This window comes from Mesorhizobium sp. M0340 (assembly GCF_040321535.1).
Lineage (GTDB): Bacteria > Pseudomonadota > Alphaproteobacteria > Rhizobiales > Rhizobiaceae > Mesorhizobium.
The window spans coordinates 92,422-111,113 of the sequence record NZ_JAMYRR010000015.1 but is presented as its reverse complement, the minus strand read 5'-3'; the positions used below and the strand labels follow the sequence as shown (position 1 = coordinate 111,113).

Annotated in this window: 19 protein-coding genes and 3 pseudogenes; 10 read left to right on the top strand and 12 right to left on the bottom strand. The window is 63.5% G+C overall.

The features are described from left to right. Window positions 1–91: 91 nt before the first annotated feature. Window positions 92–370 (bottom strand): annotated as a pseudogene (locus NKI79_RS21360) (AtaL-like protein); the annotation flags it as partial. A 39-nt stretch (window positions 371–409) separates the two neighbouring features. Beyond that, window positions 410–1,273: an SDR family oxidoreductase gene (locus NKI79_RS21355; protein WP_352804163.1), complete on the bottom strand. Its 864-nt coding sequence runs from the start codon at window positions 1,271–1,273 to the stop codon at window positions 410–412. 104 nt (window positions 1,274–1,377) lie between these two features. Between NKI79_RS21355 and NKI79_RS21350 the strand changes: the two genes are divergently transcribed. From NKI79_RS21350 to NKI79_RS21335, 4 genes are all read left to right on the top strand, one after another. Further along, on the top strand, window positions 1,378–2,265 hold the full coding sequence (locus NKI79_RS21350) for a LysR family transcriptional regulator (RefSeq protein WP_352804309.1): 888 nt from the start codon (window positions 1,378–1,380) through the stop codon (window positions 2,263–2,265). Between the two features lie 256 nt (window positions 2,266–2,521). Beyond that, window positions 2,522–3,007, top strand: a complete 486-nt coding sequence (locus tag NKI79_RS21345; protein WP_352804160.1) for a (2Fe-2S)-binding protein — start codon at window positions 2,522–2,524, stop codon at window positions 3,005–3,007. Beyond that, window positions 3,004–3,993, top strand: a complete 990-nt coding sequence (locus NKI79_RS21340; RefSeq protein ID WP_352804157.1) for an FAD binding domain-containing protein — start codon at window positions 3,004–3,006, stop codon at window positions 3,991–3,993. Before NKI79_RS21345 ends, NKI79_RS21340 begins: the two co-directional genes overlap by 4 nt. Next, on the top strand, window positions 3,990–6,212 hold the full coding sequence (locus tag NKI79_RS21335; protein WP_352804154.1) for a xanthine dehydrogenase family protein molybdopterin-binding subunit: 2,223 nt from the start codon (window positions 3,990–3,992) through the stop codon (window positions 6,210–6,212). The genes NKI79_RS21340 and NKI79_RS21335 overlap by 4 nt, the downstream gene beginning before the upstream one ends. Here NKI79_RS21335 and NKI79_RS21330 read toward each other — a convergent pair. After that, window positions 6,190–7,389 (bottom strand): amidohydrolase, encoded by a 1,200-nt coding sequence (locus NKI79_RS21330; RefSeq protein ID WP_352804151.1) that lies wholly within the window; start codon window positions 7,387–7,389, stop codon window positions 6,190–6,192. The genes NKI79_RS21335 and NKI79_RS21330 overlap by 23 nt on opposite strands. 89 nt (window positions 7,390–7,478) lie before the next feature. Here NKI79_RS21330 and NKI79_RS21325 point away from each other — a divergent pair, with 89 nt between their 5' ends. Continuing rightward, window positions 7,479–8,309, top strand: coding sequence for a helix-turn-helix transcriptional regulator (locus NKI79_RS21325; protein WP_352804149.1), 831 nt, complete (start codon window positions 7,479–7,481; stop codon window positions 8,307–8,309). A gap of 70 nt (window positions 8,310–8,379) precedes the next feature. Beyond that, the gene (locus NKI79_RS21320) at window positions 8,380–8,811 is read left to right on the top strand and encodes a cupin domain-containing protein (RefSeq protein ID WP_352804146.1); all 432 of its coding nucleotides are present in this window, start codon (window positions 8,380–8,382) and stop codon (window positions 8,809–8,811) included. A 55-nt stretch (window positions 8,812–8,866) separates the two neighbouring features. On the opposite strand, the pseudogene NKI79_RS21315 reads toward NKI79_RS21320, so the two are convergent. The 3 genes and pseudogenes from NKI79_RS21315 to NKI79_RS21305 all read right to left on the bottom strand — a co-directional run bounded on the left by NKI79_RS21315 (window position 8,867) and on the right by NKI79_RS21305 (window position 10,799). Continuing rightward, window positions 8,867–9,312 (bottom strand): annotated as a pseudogene (locus NKI79_RS21315) (nuclear transport factor 2 family protein). Window positions 9,313–9,441: 129 nt separating this feature from the next. Beyond that, window positions 9,442–9,834, bottom strand: coding sequence for a nuclear transport factor 2 family protein (locus NKI79_RS21310; RefSeq protein WP_352804143.1), 393 nt, complete (start codon window positions 9,832–9,834; stop codon window positions 9,442–9,444). A gap of 56 nt (window positions 9,835–9,890) precedes the next feature. After that, window positions 9,891–10,799, bottom strand: a complete 909-nt coding sequence (locus tag NKI79_RS21305; protein WP_352804140.1) for a LysR family transcriptional regulator — start codon at window positions 10,797–10,799, stop codon at window positions 9,891–9,893. A 167-nt stretch (window positions 10,800–10,966) separates the two neighbouring features. Between NKI79_RS21305 and NKI79_RS21300 the strand changes: the two genes are divergently transcribed. Continuing rightward, the gene (locus NKI79_RS21300; protein ID WP_254818257.1) at window positions 10,967–11,665 is read left to right on the top strand and encodes a type 1 glutamine amidotransferase domain-containing protein; all 699 of its coding nucleotides are present in this window, start codon (window positions 10,967–10,969) and stop codon (window positions 11,663–11,665) included. 236 nt (window positions 11,666–11,901) lie between these two features. On the opposite strand, the gene NKI79_RS21295 is transcribed toward NKI79_RS21300, so the two are convergent. The 3 genes from NKI79_RS21295 to NKI79_RS21285 are packed head-to-tail and all read right to left on the bottom strand — an operon-like array spanning window position 11,902 to window position 13,999. Then, window positions 11,902–12,456 carry a nuclear transport factor 2 family protein gene (locus NKI79_RS21295; protein ID WP_352804136.1) on the bottom strand — a complete coding sequence of 185 codons (555 nt, stop codon included), beginning with the start codon at window positions 12,454–12,456 and terminating at the stop codon, window positions 11,902–11,904. After that, window positions 12,453–13,436 carry an alpha/beta hydrolase gene (locus tag NKI79_RS21290; protein ID WP_352804133.1) on the bottom strand — a complete coding sequence of 328 codons (984 nt, stop codon included), beginning with the start codon at window positions 13,434–13,436 and terminating at the stop codon, window positions 12,453–12,455. Before NKI79_RS21290 ends, NKI79_RS21295 begins: the two co-directional genes overlap by 4 nt. A gap of 59 nt (window positions 13,437–13,495) precedes the next feature. Further along, window positions 13,496–13,999, bottom strand: a complete 504-nt coding sequence (locus NKI79_RS21285) for a nuclear transport factor 2 family protein (protein WP_352804130.1) — start codon at window positions 13,997–13,999, stop codon at window positions 13,496–13,498. A gap of 128 nt (window positions 14,000–14,127) precedes the next feature. Here NKI79_RS21285 and NKI79_RS21280 point away from each other — a divergent pair, with 128 nt between their 5' ends. Then, the gene (locus NKI79_RS21280) at window positions 14,128–15,030 is read left to right on the top strand and encodes a LysR family transcriptional regulator (RefSeq protein ID WP_352804127.1); all 903 of its coding nucleotides are present in this window, start codon (window positions 14,128–14,130) and stop codon (window positions 15,028–15,030) included. A gap of 27 nt (window positions 15,031–15,057) precedes the next feature. On the opposite strand, the pseudogene NKI79_RS21275 reads toward NKI79_RS21280, so the two are convergent. Both NKI79_RS21275 and NKI79_RS21270 read right to left on the bottom strand, forming a co-directional pair. Beyond that, window positions 15,058–15,511: pseudogene (locus tag NKI79_RS21275) on the bottom strand (carboxymuconolactone decarboxylase family protein). Between the two features lie 113 nt (window positions 15,512–15,624). Further along, complete coding sequence (locus NKI79_RS21270) at window positions 15,625–16,068, bottom strand: SRPBCC family protein (protein ID WP_352804124.1); 444 nt, start codon at window positions 16,066–16,068, stop codon at window positions 15,625–15,627. A 226-nt stretch (window positions 16,069–16,294) separates the two neighbouring features. Between NKI79_RS21270 and NKI79_RS21265 the strand changes: the two genes are divergently transcribed. Together NKI79_RS21265 and NKI79_RS21260 are read left to right on the top strand one after the other, a co-directional pair. After that, entirely contained in the window at window positions 16,295–17,059 is a 765-nt protein-coding gene (locus tag NKI79_RS21265; RefSeq protein ID WP_352704589.1) for a copper homeostasis protein CutC, read from the top strand. A gap of 20 nt (window positions 17,060–17,079) precedes the next feature. Continuing rightward, window positions 17,080–17,577: a GNAT family N-acetyltransferase gene (locus NKI79_RS21260; protein WP_352804120.1), complete on the top strand. Its 498-nt coding sequence runs from the start codon at window positions 17,080–17,082 to the stop codon at window positions 17,575–17,577. 20 nt (window positions 17,578–17,597) lie between these two features. Here the strand turns inward: NKI79_RS21260 and NKI79_RS21255 are convergent, their stop codons facing one another. After that, window positions 17,598–18,620, bottom strand: coding sequence for an acyltransferase family protein (locus tag NKI79_RS21255; RefSeq protein WP_352804117.1), 1,023 nt, complete (start codon window positions 18,618–18,620; stop codon window positions 17,598–17,600). Window positions 18,621–18,692 lie beyond the last annotated feature (72 nt).

Genomic DNA, 18,692 nt, shown 5'->3' with positions numbered 1-18,692 from the left:
GTGCTTATGAAGCAGCTCGCTCACCAGCTGGTTGCAATTGCCGTTGGCGCAACTTTCTGATGTGAATGACCCGACCACTAGCTATGAAGGCGATTTCCGCGCCTTCGCGCGGACCGGTCGCCTGGAAAAAGGTGACCTTGCTTTCCGGCTCGATCGTGATGATTTCGCGCAGATCAGCACCGGCGATCGTAGCTTCGCGCAGGAAGTGGGTCGCGCGCTCCTCCACGACGTCGCAACGGGTGCAGAGGGCCTGCGTGCAGGAACAGGCGGGCGTCGCGCGCCTTGAGTTCGAGGCCCTGCCATATCTGCGCACGGGTCAGCTTGGTCTCGCCTCCGGGATCACCGGATCGGCAGCGGTCGAGTAGATCACGATGTGTCTCCTGGGACAGAAGGTTATCAGTGCTGGAGCTCAGCCGGCAATTGCGGCCGCATAGTCGCGATACGAGCGCAACGGCCGGCCAAGCAGCGCGGTCAGCCGGTCGACATCGCCGGCGTCGGGGACCATGCCGTCCGTGAGGAAGCGCTCGGCCATCAGGCGCATGTCGAGCGCCATCCAGCTCGGCATGAACTGCCGCAGGTTCTGCTCGAAGCCGGCGGTGTCGTCGCCGGGATACGCGATATGTCGACCGAGGACGTCCGTCCAGATCGCTGCGACGTCCGTGCCAGTCAGCGTGTCGGGGCCGACCAGGTTGATGCGGTCGAACGGCAGCGGCGCGGCGGCCTGCTCACGGCGGAGGAGTTCGATCGCGGCGATCTCGCCCAGGTCCCGCGCGTCGATCATGGCGATGCCCTTGGCTCCGATCGGCATCGGATAGATGCCGTAGCCGATCACCACGTCCTTGATCGTGATGTCGTTGTCCATGAAGTAGGCGGGCCGCAGGATGGTGGCGTTGAGCTCCATCTGTTCGATCATCCGCTCGACGCCGAACTTGCCCGCGAAATGCGGCACATTGACGTAGATGTCGCTGTGGATCACCGACAGATAGACGATCCGCTCGATGCCGGCCTCACGGGCAACGGCCAGCGCTACCAGCGCCTGGGTGTATTCGTCGGCCACCACCGCGTTCAGCAGGAAAAGGGTGGAGACGCCGGAGAACGCCTTGCGCAGGGAATCGACATCGAGCAGGTCGCCCTGCACGACATCTACGCCAGTGGGGAAATTGGCCTTCGAGGGATCGCGAACCAAAGCGCGCACATCGGCGCCACGCTTCACGAGCTGTTCGACTACGTTGCGGCCGACATTGCCGGTCGCGCCGGTAACGAGAATGGTCATGGGATTACTCCTGAGTTGAGCCGGATGGCGTCCCAGAAAATTAGTGATCCACATTTGTGTCGGTAGGCATTATATCTGAACACGCCGTCCCACAGGTGGAACACATGGATCTACTTGCCCTTGCTGATTTCAACCTGGTCGCCCGCCACGGGGGCTTCGGTAAGGCCGCCCGCGCTGCCGGGCGCCCGAAGGCCACCTTGTCCCGATGCGTGGCGGAACTGGAGGCGAGTCTGGATCTACGGCTGTTCGAGCGTGGCGCGCGCGCGCTAAAGCTGACGGAAGAAGGACGCGCGCTTTTCGAGCGCGCGGGCCGGTTGCTTTCCGAGCTCGAAGAGACGACGGCGGCGATCGCCTCAGGCGGCGAAAGGCCGCGCGGCCGGCTGCGGATCAGCGCCCCATTGCTGTTCGCACAGACCGCGATGGGGAAGATCGCCGCCGGCTTCGCCCTGAAATACCCGGAGGTCAGGCTCGAGGTCACGACCGAAGACCGCGTCGTCGACATGATCGAAGAGGGATTTGACCTAGTGATCCGGGTCAATCCGGATCCGGATGAGAGCCTCGTTGGGCGAGCCTTTCTGCGTGATCGGCTGGTGGTCGTGGCAAGTCCTGACCTCGCCCAGCCGGCCGAAGGCCTGGCAACCCCGGCCGTCATGCGTTCGACAGACCGCAGGGCTTGGGACGTGAAGACGCCCACTGGCCGGTTAACAATCGCGATCGAGCCCGTCCTTGCGCTGTCGTCGCTCATCATGGTCCGGGATGCAGTGCGAGCGGGCGTCGGCGCAGGACGCCTTCCAGTGTCGCTAGTGAGCCATGATCTGGCGGCCGGAACGCTGGTACTTTGGGGGGATGTCGAGGGACCCGACATCGCCCTGTGGACACTCTATCCCTCTCGGCGGCTGCTGAGCGCGCGCGTCTCCGCATTCCTCGACCATCTGAAACGCGCCTTTCCCATGGGGACACCTGACGAGCTGGCCGCCTATATCGGCAAATGACTCCGACGAAACTGGCTAACCAAGCTGATACGTTACTCCATAAATCTTTCACACCCGAATTAGGGTGACAGTGCACGTTTTGCGGCGGCATTCAGTGCCTTTCCGCCGCAAATCTCGAATGCGCGTTTTTTAGCCTTGCCTGACCGGCAGCGCCTTTTCCCCGGAATCGACCGCCCTATTTCGCCTCGACAGGTGGGTGGCTGCTTGCTGGACGAGTCCTTGCGGCGAGTACGGCATGTGCTTCGAGGTACCCCACATGAACTTCCACGATCGGCACCTATTGAAGTTGCGGGTGAACGGAGAGGATCACAGCCTTTCCGATCTCGATCCCCGCGTCACGCTGCTCGACCTGCTGCGCGAGCGGCTTCATCTGACCGGAACGAAAAAGGGATGCAATTTCGGCGAGTGCGGCGCCTGCACCGTGCATCTCGACGGGCGGCGTGTGAATGCCTGCATGATACTTGCCGTGTCCTGCGAGGGACGCGAGGTTACCACGATCGAAGGGCTGGCAGACGGCGATGCGCTTCATCCCGTGCAGCAGGCGTTCATCGATCATGATGGTTTTCAGTGCGGATTCTGCACGCCCGGCCAGGTGATGTCAGCGGCGGCGCTGATCGAGGAGGGACATACCGGCTCCGATGCCGAGATCCGCGAATGGATGAGCGGGAATCTGTGCCGCTGCTCGGCCTATCCGCAAATCGTCGAGGCGGTGCGCGCAGCGGCCGGGAGGGCGAGCCAATGACCCCATTCGTCTATGCACGCGCCGACAGCCTGGGTGACACGATCGCAGCCGGTGCCGCGCCGGACAGCGCCTTTCTCGCCGGCGGCACCGAATTGCTCAACTGGCTGCGCCTTGGCATTGCCGAGCCGACCCGGATCATCGACATCTCCCGCCTCGACGGGCTGGATCAGGTCGAAACACTGCCCGGCGGCGGCTTGACGATCGGCGCGCTGACGCATCTCAACGATGTCGCGCAGCATGCGTTGGTCGTGCGCGACTATCCGGTGTTGAGCCAGGCGATCCTCAACGCCGCATCGCCGCAGCTGAGAAACCTGGCAACGATAGGCGGCAATCTTCTGCAGAAGACGCGCTGTGCCTATTTCCGTGCCGAAGAGCAGTTGCCATGCAACAAGCGTCAGCTCGGCTCCGGCTGCTCGGCATTGCATGGCATCAACGACAATCACGCGATATTCGGCTGGACCGAGGATTGCGTCGCCACCCAGCCATCCGACCCGGCCGTGGCGCTGGCAGCACTTGATGCGGTCATCGTCACCGCGCACCGCAGCGGCGGCCGGCGCATTCCGGCAGCGGAATTCCACCTGCTTCCCGACACGCGCCCCGAGGCAGACAATGTGTTGCAGCAAGGCGAACTGATCACGGCAATCGAGCTGCCGGCGCCGGCGCCGCGATCGGCTTACCTTAAGGTGCGCGAGCGCGAATCCTACGAATACGCCATCGTCTCTGCCGCCGCTGTGCTGGAGATGGACGGCCAAACCATCCGTCGGGCGGCCCTGGCGCTGGGGTCCGTCGCGCTGCGACCGTGGCGGCTGAGCGCCGCCGAGGAGCAGCTCGCCGGTGCCGAAATCGGCGATCGCGAGGCGTTGAGCACCGCTATCGAGCAATCCTTCGCCGAAGCGCGTCCCTTGTCGCAGAACGCCTACAAGATCGAACTGGCCAAGACCGCCGCTTTGCGGGCGATCGAAAGAGCAGCGAGGATGTCGTCATGATGATCAGCCAGCCTGTTGCCCGCCCTGACGGCGGCGTCAAGGTCACCGGCCGCGCCCGCTATGCGGCCGACTATTTCGCCCCCGACCTGCTCTATGCGGTACTCGTGACCGCGCCCGTTCCGGCCGGCCGCGTGACGTCGATCATGGTCGACGACGCGCTGGCCGAGAAGGGCGCCGTGCGTGTGCTCACGCATGAGGACATGCCCAAATTCGGCCGGTTCGCATCGCCGAGGGCCGAGCCCGATACGCAGATGCAGCAGGCCGAAGGCCCACCGGCAGCGCAGAGCTTCATGCCGATGCAGGGCGACGAGATACGTCACGAGGGTCAGCCGCTTGCCATTGTGCTGGGCGAGACGCTGGAGGCGGCGGAGGCCGGTGCCCGCCACGTCGCATTGCGCTTCGAGTTCGCCGAGCCGGAATTGCCGGCACCGCCGGAGTGGACCGCCATCGACAAGGCTGCGGTCGTGCCGAGGGAGAGCGGCTTCCTGTTCCTGGAGCCGACATTTACCAAGGGCGACGTCGACCGCGGGCTTAGCGACGCAGCCGCCATGGTCGAAGCCGTCTACCTGCAGCCGTCGCGCCACCACAACGCCATGGAGCCCTCGGCGACGCTCGCTGAGTGGAACGACGGAGAGCTGACGCTGCACGACGCCACGCAGCACGTCTATGGTGTCCGCCAGGTGCTTGCCGCCCGTTTGAATGTCCCCGCCGGAAAGGTCCGCGTGATTTCCCGCCATACCGGCGGCGGCTTCGGCGGCAAGGGTTGGATCTGGCCGCATCAGGTGCTGGCCGCCGCCGCGGCGCGCATCATGCAGCGCCCGGTCAGGCTGGCGCTCAGCCGCGCCAATGCCTATTCCTGCCTCGGCTACCAGCCGCGCATGGCACAGAAGATCGTGCTGGCTGCGGACAGGTCGGGCAAGCTGACCGCCGTGCAACAGGACGTGGTCAACCTGACCACCGTGAGCGACGATTTCGTCGAGTTCGCCACCGAAGCCTCGAAGGGTCTCTACGCCACGCCGGCCATGCGTCTCAGCCAGCGCGTCGAGCGCGCGAACGTCGCCATGCCGACGGCGCTGCGCGCGCCGGTCGAGGGTCCCGGCACCTGGGCCCTCGAAAGCGCGATGGACGAGCTCGCACACCGCCTCGGCATCGATCCGCTCGACCTGCGTCTGATCAACCATGCGGACACGGATCCGGCCACCGGCCAGCCCTGGTCATCGAAGAAGCTGCGCGAGGCTTATGAGGAAGGCGCCCGCCTGTTCGGCTGGCGCGAGCGCCCGCGCAAGCCGCAACGCGATGGCGATTGGCTGATCGGCTACGGCATGGCGACCTGCAGCATGGGCTGTTTCCGCCACCCGACGCCTGCAGCCGAGGTCAGGCTGCACAGGGACGGCAGAGTGCTCATCCGCACCGGCACCCAGGACATAGGGACCGGAACACTCACCATCTTTCCGCAGATCGCGGCCGACGTGCTGGGCCTGCCGATGGAGAAGATCGAGTTGGAAATGGGCGATACGCAGCTGCCGGAGGCGGGACCGACCTATGGCTCGTCATCGACCATGGGGGTGGGCGCGGCGGTGCTTGCCGCCGCCGAAGATGCGCGTTCGCAGCTTGCCCGTCTTGCCAATCTGCTGCCGGACGAGGTGGAGATGCAGGACGGCAAGATTCGCCGCAAAGGCGCTGCCGGCGGTCAGACGATCGCCGACGTTATGAGCCATACCAACATCGGCGAGATCATCGGCTCCGGGTCGTTCGATCCGGCGCAGCATGGCAAAGGCCTCGCCATGCGCACTTTCGGCGCGATCTTCATGGAGGTCGGCGTCGATCCGGGGCTCGGCCTGCTCAGGCTTCGTCGCGCCGTCGGCAGCTACAGCGCCGGCCGCATCGTCAATCCCCGCACCGCACGCAGCCAGATGACGGGCGGCATCATCTGGGGCTGGGGCATGGCGGCGATGGAGCAGAGCAGGCACGAACCGGTGCTTGGGCGGTTCCTGTCGAAGAACCTTTCCGGGGTCGCCATTCCGGTCAATGCCGACATTCCCGGCGACATCATAATCCACTTCGTCGACGAGGTGGACGAGCATGCCAGCCCGATCGGCGGCAAGGGCATCGGCGAGCTCGGCGCCACCGGCGTTGCCGCTGCGGTGGCCAATGCCGTCTTCGACGCCACAGGCAAGCGGATCCGGGAGTTGCCGATCACGCCGGAAAAATTGCTTTAGATGGACCGGCCCGCGGAAGCGTCTGCTCGACGAGGTTGACGTAATAGCGCATCACCGTCGGCACGATCTCGTCGTTGAAAACGTAGCGGTCGCCGTGCAGGCCTTCGCCCGGGCCGACCTCGCCGGCACCGATCCACGCATAGCACCCGCCGGCGTCGCGGATCATGAAAGCGAAATCCTCGCAGCCGAGACTGGGGCTGAACTCGGTCAGGACATTCTCCCGGCCGACGACGGATGCCGCCGCCTCGACGGCGTGGGCCGTCGCGTCCGCCGTGTTGATCAGCGGCGGATAGCCCTTCCGGTAGTCGAGCCTGGCCTTGAGCGAATGCGCGGCGGCAATGCCTTGTGCGATCTCGCCGATCAGCCTCTCGCAATGATCGGAAAGGCCGGGCTCGAAGAAGCGGCAGGTGCCTTGCAGCCAGACCTTGCCCGGCACGACGTTGCCGACATTGCCGCCATGGATCTGCGTGAGGCTGACGACAAGCGCGCTTTGCGGGTCGACCGAGCGGCTGACGATGCGCTGGACGGCTTGCACAAAGGCGCCGGCGGCCAGGATCGGGTCATCGCCGAGCTGCGGCATCGCGGCATGCGCGCCAAGACCCTCGAAGGTCAGTTCGAAATTATCCACGGCCGCCATTTGCGCACCAGCGCGGGTGGCGATCGTCCCCAGCCTGACGCCCGGCCAGTTGTGGACCGCATAGACCGCCTCGACCGGAAAGCGCTTGAACAGGCCGTCCTCGATCATGCGCATGCTGCCGCCCTCGTTTTCCTCGGCCGGCTGAAAGATGAAAGTGACGGTGCCGTCGAAGGTGCGCGATTGACTGAGCAGTTTGGCGGCGCCGAGCAGCATGGCGGTGTGGCCGTCATGGCCGCAGGCGTGCATTACTCCTTCTTTCCTGGAGGCATAGGCCAAGCCGGTTTTCTCCAGCACCGGAAGCGCGTCGAGCTCGGCGCGAAGGCCGATGGCGCGTGCGCCGCCACCGCTGCGCAGGACACCGACGACGCCGGTGCCGCCGATCCCTTCATGCACCTCGTCGACGCCGAAGGAGCGCAGCTTCTCTGCAACGAAACGCGCCGTTTCGTATTCATTAAATCCGAGCTCCGGATTGGCATGGATATGGTGCCGCCAGCCTACGACCTCTGGTGTCAGCGCGGCGATGGGGTCATTATGCAGCATGATGCCTCCTTTCACGCCGGCAAGGCGGCGCAGTTTGATCCTGCCAGCCATAGAAGGCCCGACGAAAAGCGTCTTGAACCGGATTGACCATGGCAAAGACAAACGAAGCCGCAGAGACCGGGAAATACTGGCGCCATCCGTGCTTCCCCGACCTGGGCCTGTTCGAGGCGCGCTTCACCCAGCACCGCTACGACCTGCACACGCACCCGACCTATGTGATCGCCCTGATCACCTCCGGCTGCGAGCGCATTCGCATCGGCCGTCAAAGCGTTCTCGCTCCGGCGGGCGCCATCGCCGTCGTCAATCCTGAAGAGTGGCATGACGGCGAACGCGGGGCGGATGAAGGCTGGGCCTACCGGACATTTTATCCTTCGGTGCCGATGATGACCGCGCTTACCCGCGAACTCGGCCGCGACGGCGCTCCAGTGTTTTCGCGCGCGACGATCGAAGACAGCAGTCTCGCCGCAGCATTGACGGCAGCGCACCACGGCTCGACATCCCCGGACACAATGACGGCCGAGACGTCCCTGCTCGTGGCGCTTAGACAACTGATCGTTCGGCATGGCGACTCGAGCGGACAGGCCGAAGAGATCGAAAGCTCCGGATCGCAGCGAAGATTTTCGCTCTACCGCGATCTTGTGGAAAGCGAGCTTGGCTCGCAGCTCGACCTCAAGCGGCTTGCCGGCGCGGCTGGCGTGACCCGGTTCCAGGTCATCCGCGATTTCAACAAGGCAATTGGCCTGACGCCGGCGGCCTATATCCGCGACCGGCGATTGCGCCGGGCGAGCGCGCTGATCGAACAGGGATTTGGCCTCGCCGACGCCGCTATTACGGCGGGCTTCGCCGACCAGAGCCATTTTTCCCGTACATTCCGGGCCATGCATGGTATGACGCCGGGCATGTTCAGAAGAGCTGGATAAGGCGCTCCTGAACAGACAAGCTTGCGCCTCAAAGCTTGCTGCGCAATGCTGACGCCGTTCGGGGGGAATCATGCGAAAAATCTTGGCACCGACGCTGCTGCTCACGGCTGCACTGTTTGCAAACAGCGCCCAGGCGCTGGATGCCAGCGGGACGCCGGTTGTCGTGACCCCGCTTGCCTCTCGCACCGAGACCGCGTCTGGCCAGCCGATCACGCTGCCCCAGAAGAACGTCCAGATCCTGGTCTCGGCCTATCAGATCGCGCCGGGCGCGACCTTGCCGGTCCACAAGCATCCGTTTCCGCGCTATGCCTATGTCGAGGCCGGCACGCTTCAGGTCACCAACGTCGAGACCGGCAAGAGCAACACCTATCAAACAGGTGATTTCATCATCGAGATGATCGGGCAATGGCATCAGGCGATCAATATCGGCGCCGATCCGGTCAAGCTGCTGGTCATCGACCAGGTCGAAGAAGGCACCAAGAACACCGTGTTGCGCCAGTAGCTGCCACGTCTGAAAATGGCGTCCGGGGCGAATCCAGCGCAGCGCGTAACAGACGTCAGAACGCGAACCCCTCCGGCAAATTGTGATTCCAATAGCCTTCCTCGACAAGTTCACTTATGCGCCAGCCCTCGGACGTGCGTACGACGCGGTCGCGATACCAGAGCCCTTGGAAGAAGACCTGCCTTTTGCCTTCGCCGAGGTCGACCACCATCGGGCATGAACAATGCACGCGCGCGCTGGCCTCATCCCCTCGGAGATCCAGAAGGATTGTCGAAATGGCGTGCTGCGAGATCAATATCTTCGAAGGGCGCCTTTCATGTAAGCGACATGCTCATCCACACCGCTCCTGATTCCACCTGTTACAGTGTCGTCAAGCACGGCATCGAGTGTGAATATTTTGCGATAGGCGTCCCAGTCGCGATCGTCCACAGCGCAGCAATAGCGAACAAGCAGCTGTTCGATCTCGAGCCGATCCGAAACCTCTTGCAATGAAAGGGTCATGTCCTGTCTCCGCGGTTGGCGGCACTAATGCCGCATGCGCCAAGCCTGCCCCGACATTTCGATCAATATTCACGTTGCCGATGCTCCGAGCAACCTCGCCGCGCGACTGGGCATGCGCAAACCGAACACTCATTTGGCCTCCGCCTTTACCCGGTCGGCCGCAGCGGCCAGAACGGCGCGATCCCCCTCTTCGTACAAGCGGCGGATGGAGATTGCCTTGACGCGCCAACCTTCCGGCGTCCGCACCAGCCGGTGGAGATAGCTGCCACCGACCGTCCAGAACCGCCCGTCGATCCAGTGGGCTGCGCGGACATGGCTTCGTGCAACCGCGTCATTGCCTGCGCCTTCGACAATGATGTTGGTGATGAGGTGCTGGGTGGCGTCGAAGTCGCGGCTTCGCCGCCGAAGAGGCTGGTATAGTCGGTCGTGACGGACAGCACTTAGTTGGCGGCATGGTGCGACCCTAGCTGCCGCTTGCTGATAGCTCGGGCAAGTCCGGATCTGGTGCTCGGCATACGGCACGATGAATGGCCCGGTTTGGCCTTTGCGGACATCAACGCGGATACAAGAAAGCCGTCTTAGGTCTCCGACGTCATTTCTTTTGCCAATTCGCCGATCATCGAACGCAACCACCTGTGGGCTGGGTCGTGGCGGTAGCGAATGTGCCAAGCCATCTGCACTGGAAAAGTGCCGAGGTCGACGGGCGGCGGTAGTATCTTCAGGCGCGGATCCCTCTCAAGGCTGCGGCAGATCAGTCTCGGCAGCGTTGCGCAGTAATCCGTGACGGCAAGCATCTCTGGCACGGCCAGGAAGTGCGTGACAGAAAGGGCAATCTCTCGCTTGAGGTTTTGTTGCTCCAATGCCTGGAAGAGGCCCGCCCGCAGCCGGCCCGGCGGGAGCACGTTCACGTGCTTGAGCCTTTCATACTGTTCTCGGGAAATATGGTCTCGAACGTCGGGATGATCCTTGCGCACCGCGCAGGCGAGCCCATCGTCCATAAGATGCTGGACGACAAGATTGCCCGGCGGATCGACGATCCGGCCAATCACCATGGCCGTGGTACCGGAAATGACGCCGGTCTCGGCGAGATCGTTGCCAAATTCTGTCATGCGGAGCTTGATACCAGGCGCCAGCTCACGCGTCCTCGCGACGAGGGCCGGCATCAACACAAGCTCCACGTAACTGTTGGGGGCAAGCGTGAACAGCCGTTCGGCCTTTGCTGGCTGAAATTCCTGCTGGTTCAAAATGAGATCGTCCAGTTGCGCCAGCGCTGCTTCGATCGTCGGAGCGATCTCCTCAGCCAATTGCGTCGGCTTTATGCCATACCTTTCCCGGATGAATAGCGGATCCCGGAGGGTGTCGCGCAGGCGGTTCAACGAATTGGACAGCGCCGGCTGGGTGATGCCCAGTCGCGCTGCTGCCCGTGTCACGCTCCGCTCTTCCATCAGGGCGAGGAAAACCGGGAGCAGGTTCAGATCGTATCTCATCGAGATATAATCTCACATGAATATATAAATAAATGAAATAAATTTCTGAAATACATGGGCAGGTGCCATTATCCGTGCATCGACAGGCCGACGCGGCCGATCGAGCTCCAAATCAACCAACTACGACGCCTCATTGGCGCGGCATCACCTGAGAAAAGGATCCGACAATGAAAGTCCTGATGGTACTCACCTCCCACGACACTCTCGGTAACACCGGCAAGAAGACCGGCTTCTGGCTCGAGGAACTGGCAGCCCCCTACTACGTCTTCAAGGACGCCGGCGCCGAGATCACCCTCGCCTCGCCGAAGGGCGGCCAGCCGCCTCTCGATCCGAAAAGCGACGAGCCTATGTTCCAGACCGACCTTACACGGCGCTTCAGTGCTGACGATGTTGCCAAGGCGCAGCTCGCAGAAACCGTGCGCCTGGACAGTGTCGACCAGAAGGACTTCGACACGGTCTTCTACCCCGGCGGCCACGGCCCGCTGTGGGATTTGGCCGAAGATCCGAATTCGATCAAGCTGATCGGATCCTTCATCGCGGCCGGCAAGCCGATCGCCCTCGTTTGCCACGCACCGGGCGTTCTGCATCGCGTGACCAGTCCCGACGGCACGCCGTTTGTGCAGGGACGCTACGTCACCGGCTTCACCAATAGCGAGGAGGAGACTGTAGGTCTCACGAATGTCGTGCCGTTCTTGGTCGAGGACGAGCTGATCAGCCTCGGCGCGGTTTTCTCCAAGGTCAAGGACTGGGGCGTCCACACAGTCGTCGATGGCCAGCTTATCACGGGTCAGAACCCAGCATCATCGAGCGAGGCAGCTGAGGCGCTGCTAGGCGCTTTGAGCCAGAGGAAGAGCAAGACCGCCTGAGCGGTCTGGAACAACCGTGATCTGCCGACGGCTCGCGTCGGCGGATCAACTTCTGAACCCGCTACAGTCTCAAGCCGATCCGAAACGTCTTGCAGTGAAAGGGTCATGTCTCGTGTCGCAGTGGCGCCACTAATGCCGCATGCGCCAAGCCTGCCCCGACATTTTCGATCAATATTCACGTTGCCGATGCTCCGAGCAACCTCGCCGCGTGGCTGGGCATGCGCAAACCCGAACACTCATTTGGCCTCCGCCTTTACCCTGTCGGCCGCAGCGGCCAGAACGGCGCGATCCCCCTCTTCGTACAAGCGGCGGATGGAGATTGCCTTGACGCGCCAGCCTTCCGGCGTCCGCACCAGCCGGTGGAGATAGCTGCCACCGACCGTCCAGAACCGCCCGTCGATCCAGTGGGCTGCGCGGACATGGCTGCGTGCCATGGCATCATTGCCCGCGCCTTCGACAATGATGTTGGTGATGAGGTGCTGGGTGGCGTCGAAACCCGGCAGCAGTGCTTGCCACTGCGCGATCAGCGCGTCGCGGCCGCTGGTCGTGACCTCGCCGCCGAAGAGGCTGGTATAGTCGGTCGTGACACGGGGCGCGAGATAGGATCTGACCCGGTTCCATTCACGCAGGTCGGCATAGAGGCCGATCCCGGCCACTGCCTCGGCGATTGTGATCCTGTCTTTGACCGTCAGCGCATCTCCTGGGGCGCTCGAGGCGGGCGCCGAGACGGCGGAAACCATCGCAGCGGAAACCGCCGAGGCCAGGACATGCCGGCGGGTGACGAAGCTCATTGTCCCGCCTCCCCTGCACTGCCGAGCGTCGCGCGGAAGTGCGCGGCGGCGGCATCGCTCGCCGCCTTCACCGGCGCGGCGCGATCGTAGAAATCGAACTGGGTGACGTTGTCGAGCCACAGCTCCTGCCTGGAACTGGTCAGCCGCGCGTAGAACTTGTGCGCACCCTGCGGAATGGCAGCCGCCTCGCTATGCACCATCAGAAAGGGCTGGTGCAGACGCGTGGCAGCCTGGATGGCGTCGAACGTCAGCCAGCCGCGCCAGAAGGCCGGATCGGCCTCGTTGCGCCAGGCCGGGATCATGCCGCGATCGGGTTCGGTGTAATAAGGCACCTTGAACATGATCGCGCGCTTGTCGGACAGGCTGGCAGCCGGCAGGAACGCCTGTTTGCCAGTGCGGCGATACGCGGCCTCTGCCGCATCGCTCGCGGCCTCAAGCCTGGCGACGCCGTGCCTGCCGCCGTAGGCCTGCTCCACCACTTCGGCATCCTGCAACCAGGGCGCAACGAGGGCGACCGATTTGATCGCGGCATTTTCGGCCGCTGCGGTGACCATATAGCCGGAGCTGGCGCAAATGCCGAGCCCGCCGATGCGGTCCTGATCGGTCTCGGGCCGGGTCGCGAGATAGGCGACCGCCGCTTCGATGTCGGCGATCTTGGCCTTAGGATCCTCGTACTGGCGGCGTATGCCGCCGCTTTCGCCCCAACCGCGAAAATCGAAGGTCAGGGCGACGAACCCGCGATCCGCCATCTCGCGGGCGTAGCGGGCCGGCATCTGTTCCTTCACCGTCATCCAGGCGCCGGTCACGACCAGCGCGGGCCGAGGTTTTGCCGCGTCGAGATCATCGGGCAGATAGAGTTCGCCGACGAGCTGCTCACCGTGCGAGGAGAATGTGACGCGCTCGACGCGGGGTGCGGCGACGGTATTGGAGACGGCGAGCGCTACGGCGGTTGCTGCAGCAAATGTCAGGGCTTTAAACATTGCAAGTCTCCTTTGGCTTGGAGTGAGAAGCGCGGCGCGTAGCGAAAAAGACCGCCGTCTTACCGCTCGCCAGCAAGTCGGCCGGGCAGTGGCTTCAGCAGGTAATGCGCCCAGTAGAAGGCGTCCGACTGGTACATGTCGGTCAAAAAATTCTGTGCCTCGGTGATCTTGCCGTCCTTGATGCGGAACATCAGGGCGTAGAGCTGGTCGATCTCGGGACCCGAGCCGACGTTCGACCAGCCGCGATGGACATCGACGACAAGGTCGCCTTGCGCCTGGAAGAAAATCGGCTCGGCCTTGAATTTGCCGTCGGCCAGGCCGCGGAAGAAGGCGACCACCTCGTCCGGCCCGCGCTTGTCGCCGGCAAGCGGATGATGGCCGGGAATGCGCCACACGATGTCGGGTGCGAGGAAGGGCCGGACGGCCTCGGGATTCCCGGTCGCATAAGCTGCGTAGTAGTCCTTGACGAGTTGGATGTTGCTGTCTTCCAGCGGCCCGGCATTCGCCGGGGCGGCAGACACCGCCAGAAGAGCGGTGGCGGCGAGCGAAGCAAGCCTGGTCATCGGTCCTGTTTCCTTCCCTGTTCGAGCCGTTCCCAACACAGAGGCCCGTTCGTCGGACTCAACATGACGCCTTTTGTTCACCGGAAAAACCAGTAGAATTCGACAGGGCTATTTGGAAAATCCTTACAATGCGCCTCGACCAGCTCAGCGGCATCGTCGCCTTCGTAAAAGTTGCGGAGGCCAAAAGCTTCACCCGCGCCGCCGCCGAGCTCGGCGTCGCTCCGGCCTCCTTGAGCGAGGCGGTCAAGGGGCTCGAGGAGCGTCTGGGGGTGCGGCTGCTCAATCGGACGACTCGCAGCGTTGGCTTGACCGAAGCTGGCGCTCAATACCTCGACCACGTGCGCCCGGCAGCCGAAGATATCCGGGCGGCTGGTGCGGCACTGCGCGAAGCTCGCGACCGTCCCGCCGGCACGCTGCGCCTCAGCCTGCCCTGGATCGCCGCCCCGCTACTGATCGAGCCACTGATGCGGCCGTTCATGGATGCTTATCCCGAAGTGCGGCTTAGTCTGATTTTCGACGACAGCTTCGTAGACATCGCCGCCGAGGGCTTCGATGCTGGCCTGCGCATCGGCGAGCTTCTCGACAAAGACATGATCGGCGCGCGTCTGGGCGGGCCCTTGCAGATGGTCGTGGTGGGCAGCCCAGACTATCTGGCGCGCAATGGTACGCCGAAGCGGCCGGCCGACCTCGCCGCCCATCGCTGCATCGCATTCGCCCTCACCCGCGCGATTTCGCCCTGGGAGTTCATCGTGGAGGGACGCGAAGTCGCATTCACGCCGGACGCATGTCTGGTCGTGAACACGCTTCCGCTGTGCATTACCGCCGCCGAGCAGGGGCTTGGCCTCGCCTTCGCGGTCGAGGGCCTCGCCGCGCCGCTTCTTGCCTCAGGCGCGCTGGTCAAGGTGCTGGAGCCTTTCTGTCTCGCTTACGAGCCGCTCCACCTCTATTATCCCAGCCGCCGCCTCGTACCGCCGAAGCTGCGGGCCTTCATCGACTTCGTGCGCGCGAACGCTCACAAGCTGCGTATCTGATGTGACCTTTCGAGAACCCGGCCCCGTTCAGCCCCAGGCGCCGACCATCTGCCTGGTAGTTGCGTTGAGGCAGTTGAATGCGTTGATCAGGGCAATCTGGATGACCAGGGCGGCAAGAGCCTTTTCGTCATAGTGCGGGGCGGCCTGTCCCAGACCGCATCCGGCATCGGATCCGGCCGGTCAGCCAACCGGGTTGCCGCCTCGGTCAGCGCCAGCGCGGCGCGCTCGGCGTCGGTGAAGTAAGGTGTTTCCCGCCAGGCGGACACGGTGAAGACGCGCTCGTCCTTTTCACCGGCCTTCTCCAATTCTGGCGCATGCATATCGATACAGACGCTGCATCCGTTGATCTGGCTGGCGCGCAAATGGACGAGCTTGCGCGTCACATAGGACAGATCGGCCGTTTCCGTCGACTTGTCCAGCGCGAGCAGCGCCTGCAGGGCCCGGGAATGAGCATCACCGGGTTTTTCAATCGTGCTTGTATAATGGCCTCCTTCAGGCGTGTTTTCGCAAACCCGGACGCCGAACATCCGGGGTATCGACATCCTTGGCTCTGTCAGTTCGCCGGCCGCCGCGTTGCGGCGAGCGCAGGGATCTTCAGCTTCGCGAGGCAGTCACCTGCTCAAGCCGCTCGAGAATGCGCGGCCAGCCGCTTCCCATTCCGATGTACCCGCGCTCGTCCTCGGCCCGGAACCCGGAATGCTCCATGCGCACCCGGGTCGCCGTACCTTCGGGCGTCAACGACCATGTCACGACGGTCTTCAGACCGCTGTCGGATTCGGTGCCGTCGCCCCAGCTGTAGGCGAGTAGGCGCGGCGGCTCGATCTTCAGCACCTCGCAGTTCGTCACGCCGGACCAGCCCGGTACCGGCGTCGCGCGAAAGGTGAAGCGATGGCCTTGCACAGGCGCGAAGTCGTTCTTCATCAGCCATTCGGCAACCAGATGGGGTACGGTCAGTGCGCGCCATATCTTTTCAGCCGCGTGCGGTATGAGACGCTCGACGACAATGGATTTGGTTTCGACTGTAGTTGCTCCAGTCATAACTTCGGACCCGTTGTTTGCGGTTTGGCTGGTCTGTTCACCAACGCGCTCTCCACGAGAACCAATAACCCACCAGCTATCGTTTACGTATAACTCTGAAGTTATGAATGTGTCAAGCGGCGGAATGGCAGGCGCGATCGCAAGCACATTGAGCCAACACTTCCGGCTTTCATCGCACCATGCCCGATGCTACCGCTGGCCAGCTGAAATCATGAACGGATCCCCCATGCCCGAGACCGAACGCCCTCGCCTGCCGCTGATCGAAATCTGCGTCGAAGGCATAGACGGCCTGCTGGCCGCGCAAGCCGCCGGCGCCGACCGTGTCGAGCTCTGTGCCAGCCTGATCGAAGGCGGCATCACACCGAGCTTCGGCACGGTGCGCACGGCGCTCGAGCTGGCGACGATCCCGTTCCACGTCATCGTGCGGCCGCGCGGCGGCGATTTTCTCTATAGCGAAGCCGAATATCGTTCGATGCTCGCCGATGTCCACGCGCTTGCCGACACCGACGTCGCCGGTGTCGTTATCGGCTGCCTTAATGCCGACGGCACGATCGATGAACAGCGCATGAGCGAACTGGTGCAGGCGGCGGGGCGATTGAACGTCACCTGCCACCGCGCCTTCGATATGACGCGCGACCCGACAGAGGCGCTGGAGACACTGATCCGCTGCAAGGTCGGCCGCGTGCTGACCAGCGGCCAGCGCGACACGGCGCTCGAGGGCGCTGACCTGCTCGCCGATCTTGTCAGGCAGGCTGGCGACCGCATCATCATCCTCGGCTGCGGCGGGCTTGACCCAGAGAACATCGGCAAGGTGCGGAGGAAAACCGGGTTGAGCGAAATGCATTTCGCCGCGCTCAAGGACGTGCCGAGTGCCATGCGTTACCGCAACCCAAGGGTCGGCATGGGCGGCACCGATCTCGACCGCGAATACCGCAACACCGTGACCGACGAGGCGAGGGTGGCGGCGACCATTGCCGCCGTCCGGACATGATCCCGGAAGACAGAAAAAACATGATCGAAACGCGTTTGCCGATCGAGCGGGTTTCGCCGCGTGATGAGCCGGCCGTCCTCGCGCTCAACAACGAGCACGCCGCCGAATTGTCGTGGCTCGAACCCGACCACCTTTCCTTCTTGCTCGGCGAAGCGTTTTACGCACGCCGTATCGGTTCGCTCGAAGCCTTCATCATGACCTTCGACCAGGACGCCAGCTACGATAGCCCGAACTTCCTGTGGTTTCGCGATCGTTACCCGCGGTTCGTCTATGTCGATCGCGTCGTGGTCGCCGCTGCAGCGCGCGGGCGCGGCCATGCCCGCCGGCTGTATGAGGATCTGTTCGAGCAGGCGTCACGCGCCAGCCAGGCGATCGTCACCTGCGAAGTCAATGCCGAGCCGCCCAATCCGGCTTCGGACGCCTTCCATGCCGCACTCGGCTTTGCGGAAGTGGGCGACGCGGTAATCCACGGTGGCAGGAAAGCCGTGCGGTATTATGCAAGGCGGATCGCCGGCTAAAACGGCGGGCGCCGTTCGCCCTACCAATTGCGGTTCAGCCAGGAGCGGGCCGGCCTTTCGATGATATAGTAGCTGCACAGCGCGCAAGCGAACGCCGCCGCCAGCATCAGCCACGGCGATCTGCCTTGTATGTCGACGAATTGATAAAAGGGCTGCTGCCACAGATAGAGCGAATACGACCACAGCCCCAGCATCGTCATTGGCAGGGACGACAGAAACCCGGTCAGGTAGCGGCTGCTGAAGTCGAGCAAATTGACGGCGAGCGCCAGCAGCGGCACCGCGACCAGATAGTGAATGGGGGTTGGCACGGCAGCCATGAAAAGGAGCACAGCCACGACTGTGGCCGCCAGGGCAACGTGCGGCCCCTTGAGCAGCGCCGGCAGCCTGTCGTCGGCCTTGAGCAGGCATAACACCGCCGACAGCAGGATCGAGGCGATGTGCACGTCGGTGCGCCAATAGGTGCCCTCGTAGCCTATTGCGAGCACCCAGTAGGAGATGGCGCCGTTCGCCATGGCCAGCAGCGACAATGCGCCGAGCAGCATGATGACGCGGGACCGTCCACGGACGACGACGCTGATCAGAGCCAGAATGATATACGCATGCTCTTCGACGCAGAGCGACCAGATATGGTCGAGCGAGCCGGCGCGGGTAACGAGAACTCCGGCGTAATTGTAGGTGAACGTCAGCGCCGTCAGCGCCGCCTTCCACTTGAAGGCGATGAACGTGCCGGACAAGGCGATCATCGCGACGACGACGAAAACCAGCAGTGCCGGATAGATGCGAGAGAACCGGCGCTTGAAGAATTTCTTCAGCGGATAGTATTCGACGAACAGGATCTCGGCCATCAGCCGGCCGCTGAGCACGAAGAAGAATTCGACGCCCAGGACGCCGAGATTGATGCCGGGAACGGGGAAGAAATGGCCGATCAGCACCAGCGCGATCGACAGGCCGCGCCAGCCGTCGAGATAGGCAAGCCTCGCCCTTGACGATGTGTCGGCGACAGGCCTGGCCACGACAAGACGCGTCGCGGAGATGTCCGTCATGCCGGTCCCCTCTGCGAAAGGCGGGCTCAAGGCCGCATTCCCAGCCATATTGCAGTGCACTACAACTTTGTG

What these genes read in the sequence shown, in the direction of transcription:
- NKI79_RS21355 (WP_352804163.1), bottom strand. Translation starts at nt 1,273, where the DNA reads ATGACCATTCTCGTTACCGGCGCGACCGGCAATGTCGGCCGCAACGTA.
- NKI79_RS21350 (WP_352804309.1), top strand. Translation starts at nt 1,378, where the DNA reads ATGGATCTACTTGCCCTTGCTGATTTCAACCTGGTCGCCCGCCACGGG.
- NKI79_RS21345 (WP_352804160.1), top strand. Translation starts at nt 2,522, where the DNA reads ATGAACTTCCACGATCGGCACCTATTGAAGTTGCGGGTGAACGGAGAG.
- NKI79_RS21340 (WP_352804157.1), top strand. Translation starts at nt 3,004, where the DNA reads ATGACCCCATTCGTCTATGCACGCGCCGACAGCCTGGGTGACACGATC.
- NKI79_RS21335 (WP_352804154.1), top strand. Translation starts at nt 3,990, where the DNA reads ATGATGATCAGCCAGCCTGTTGCCCGCCCTGACGGCGGCGTCAAGGTC.
- NKI79_RS21330 (WP_352804151.1), bottom strand. Translation starts at nt 7,389, where the DNA reads ATGCTGCATAATGACCCCATCGCCGCGCTGACACCAGAGGTCGTAGGC.
- NKI79_RS21325 (WP_352804149.1), top strand. Translation starts at nt 7,479, where the DNA reads ATGGCAAAGACAAACGAAGCCGCAGAGACCGGGAAATACTGGCGCCAT.
- NKI79_RS21320 (WP_352804146.1), top strand. Translation starts at nt 8,380, where the DNA reads ATGCGAAAAATCTTGGCACCGACGCTGCTGCTCACGGCTGCACTGTTT.
- NKI79_RS21305 (WP_352804140.1), bottom strand. Translation starts at nt 10,799, where the DNA reads ATGAGATACGATCTGAACCTGCTCCCGGTTTTCCTCGCCCTGATGGAA.
- NKI79_RS21300 (WP_254818257.1), top strand. Translation starts at nt 10,967, where the DNA reads ATGAAAGTCCTGATGGTACTCACCTCCCACGACACTCTCGGTAACACC.
- NKI79_RS21295 (WP_352804136.1), bottom strand. Translation starts at nt 12,456, where the DNA reads ATGAGCTTCGTCACCCGCCGGCATGTCCTGGCCTCGGCGGTTTCCGCT.
- NKI79_RS21290 (WP_352804133.1), bottom strand. Translation starts at nt 13,436, where the DNA reads ATGTTTAAAGCCCTGACATTTGCTGCAGCAACCGCCGTAGCGCTCGCC.
- NKI79_RS21285 (WP_352804130.1), bottom strand. Translation starts at nt 13,999, where the DNA reads ATGACCAGGCTTGCTTCGCTCGCCGCCACCGCTCTTCTGGCGGTGTCT.
- NKI79_RS21280 (WP_352804127.1), top strand. Translation starts at nt 14,128, where the DNA reads ATGCGCCTCGACCAGCTCAGCGGCATCGTCGCCTTCGTAAAAGTTGCG.
- NKI79_RS21270 (WP_352804124.1), bottom strand. Translation starts at nt 16,068, where the DNA reads ATGACTGGAGCAACTACAGTCGAAACCAAATCCATTGTCGTCGAGCGT.
- NKI79_RS21265 (WP_352704589.1), top strand. Translation starts at nt 16,295, where the DNA reads ATGCCCGAGACCGAACGCCCTCGCCTGCCGCTGATCGAAATCTGCGTC.
- NKI79_RS21260 (WP_352804120.1), top strand. Translation starts at nt 17,080, where the DNA reads ATGATCGAAACGCGTTTGCCGATCGAGCGGGTTTCGCCGCGTGATGAG.
- NKI79_RS21255 (WP_352804117.1), bottom strand. Translation starts at nt 18,620, where the DNA reads ATGACGGACATCTCCGCGACGCGTCTTGTCGTGGCCAGGCCTGTCGCC.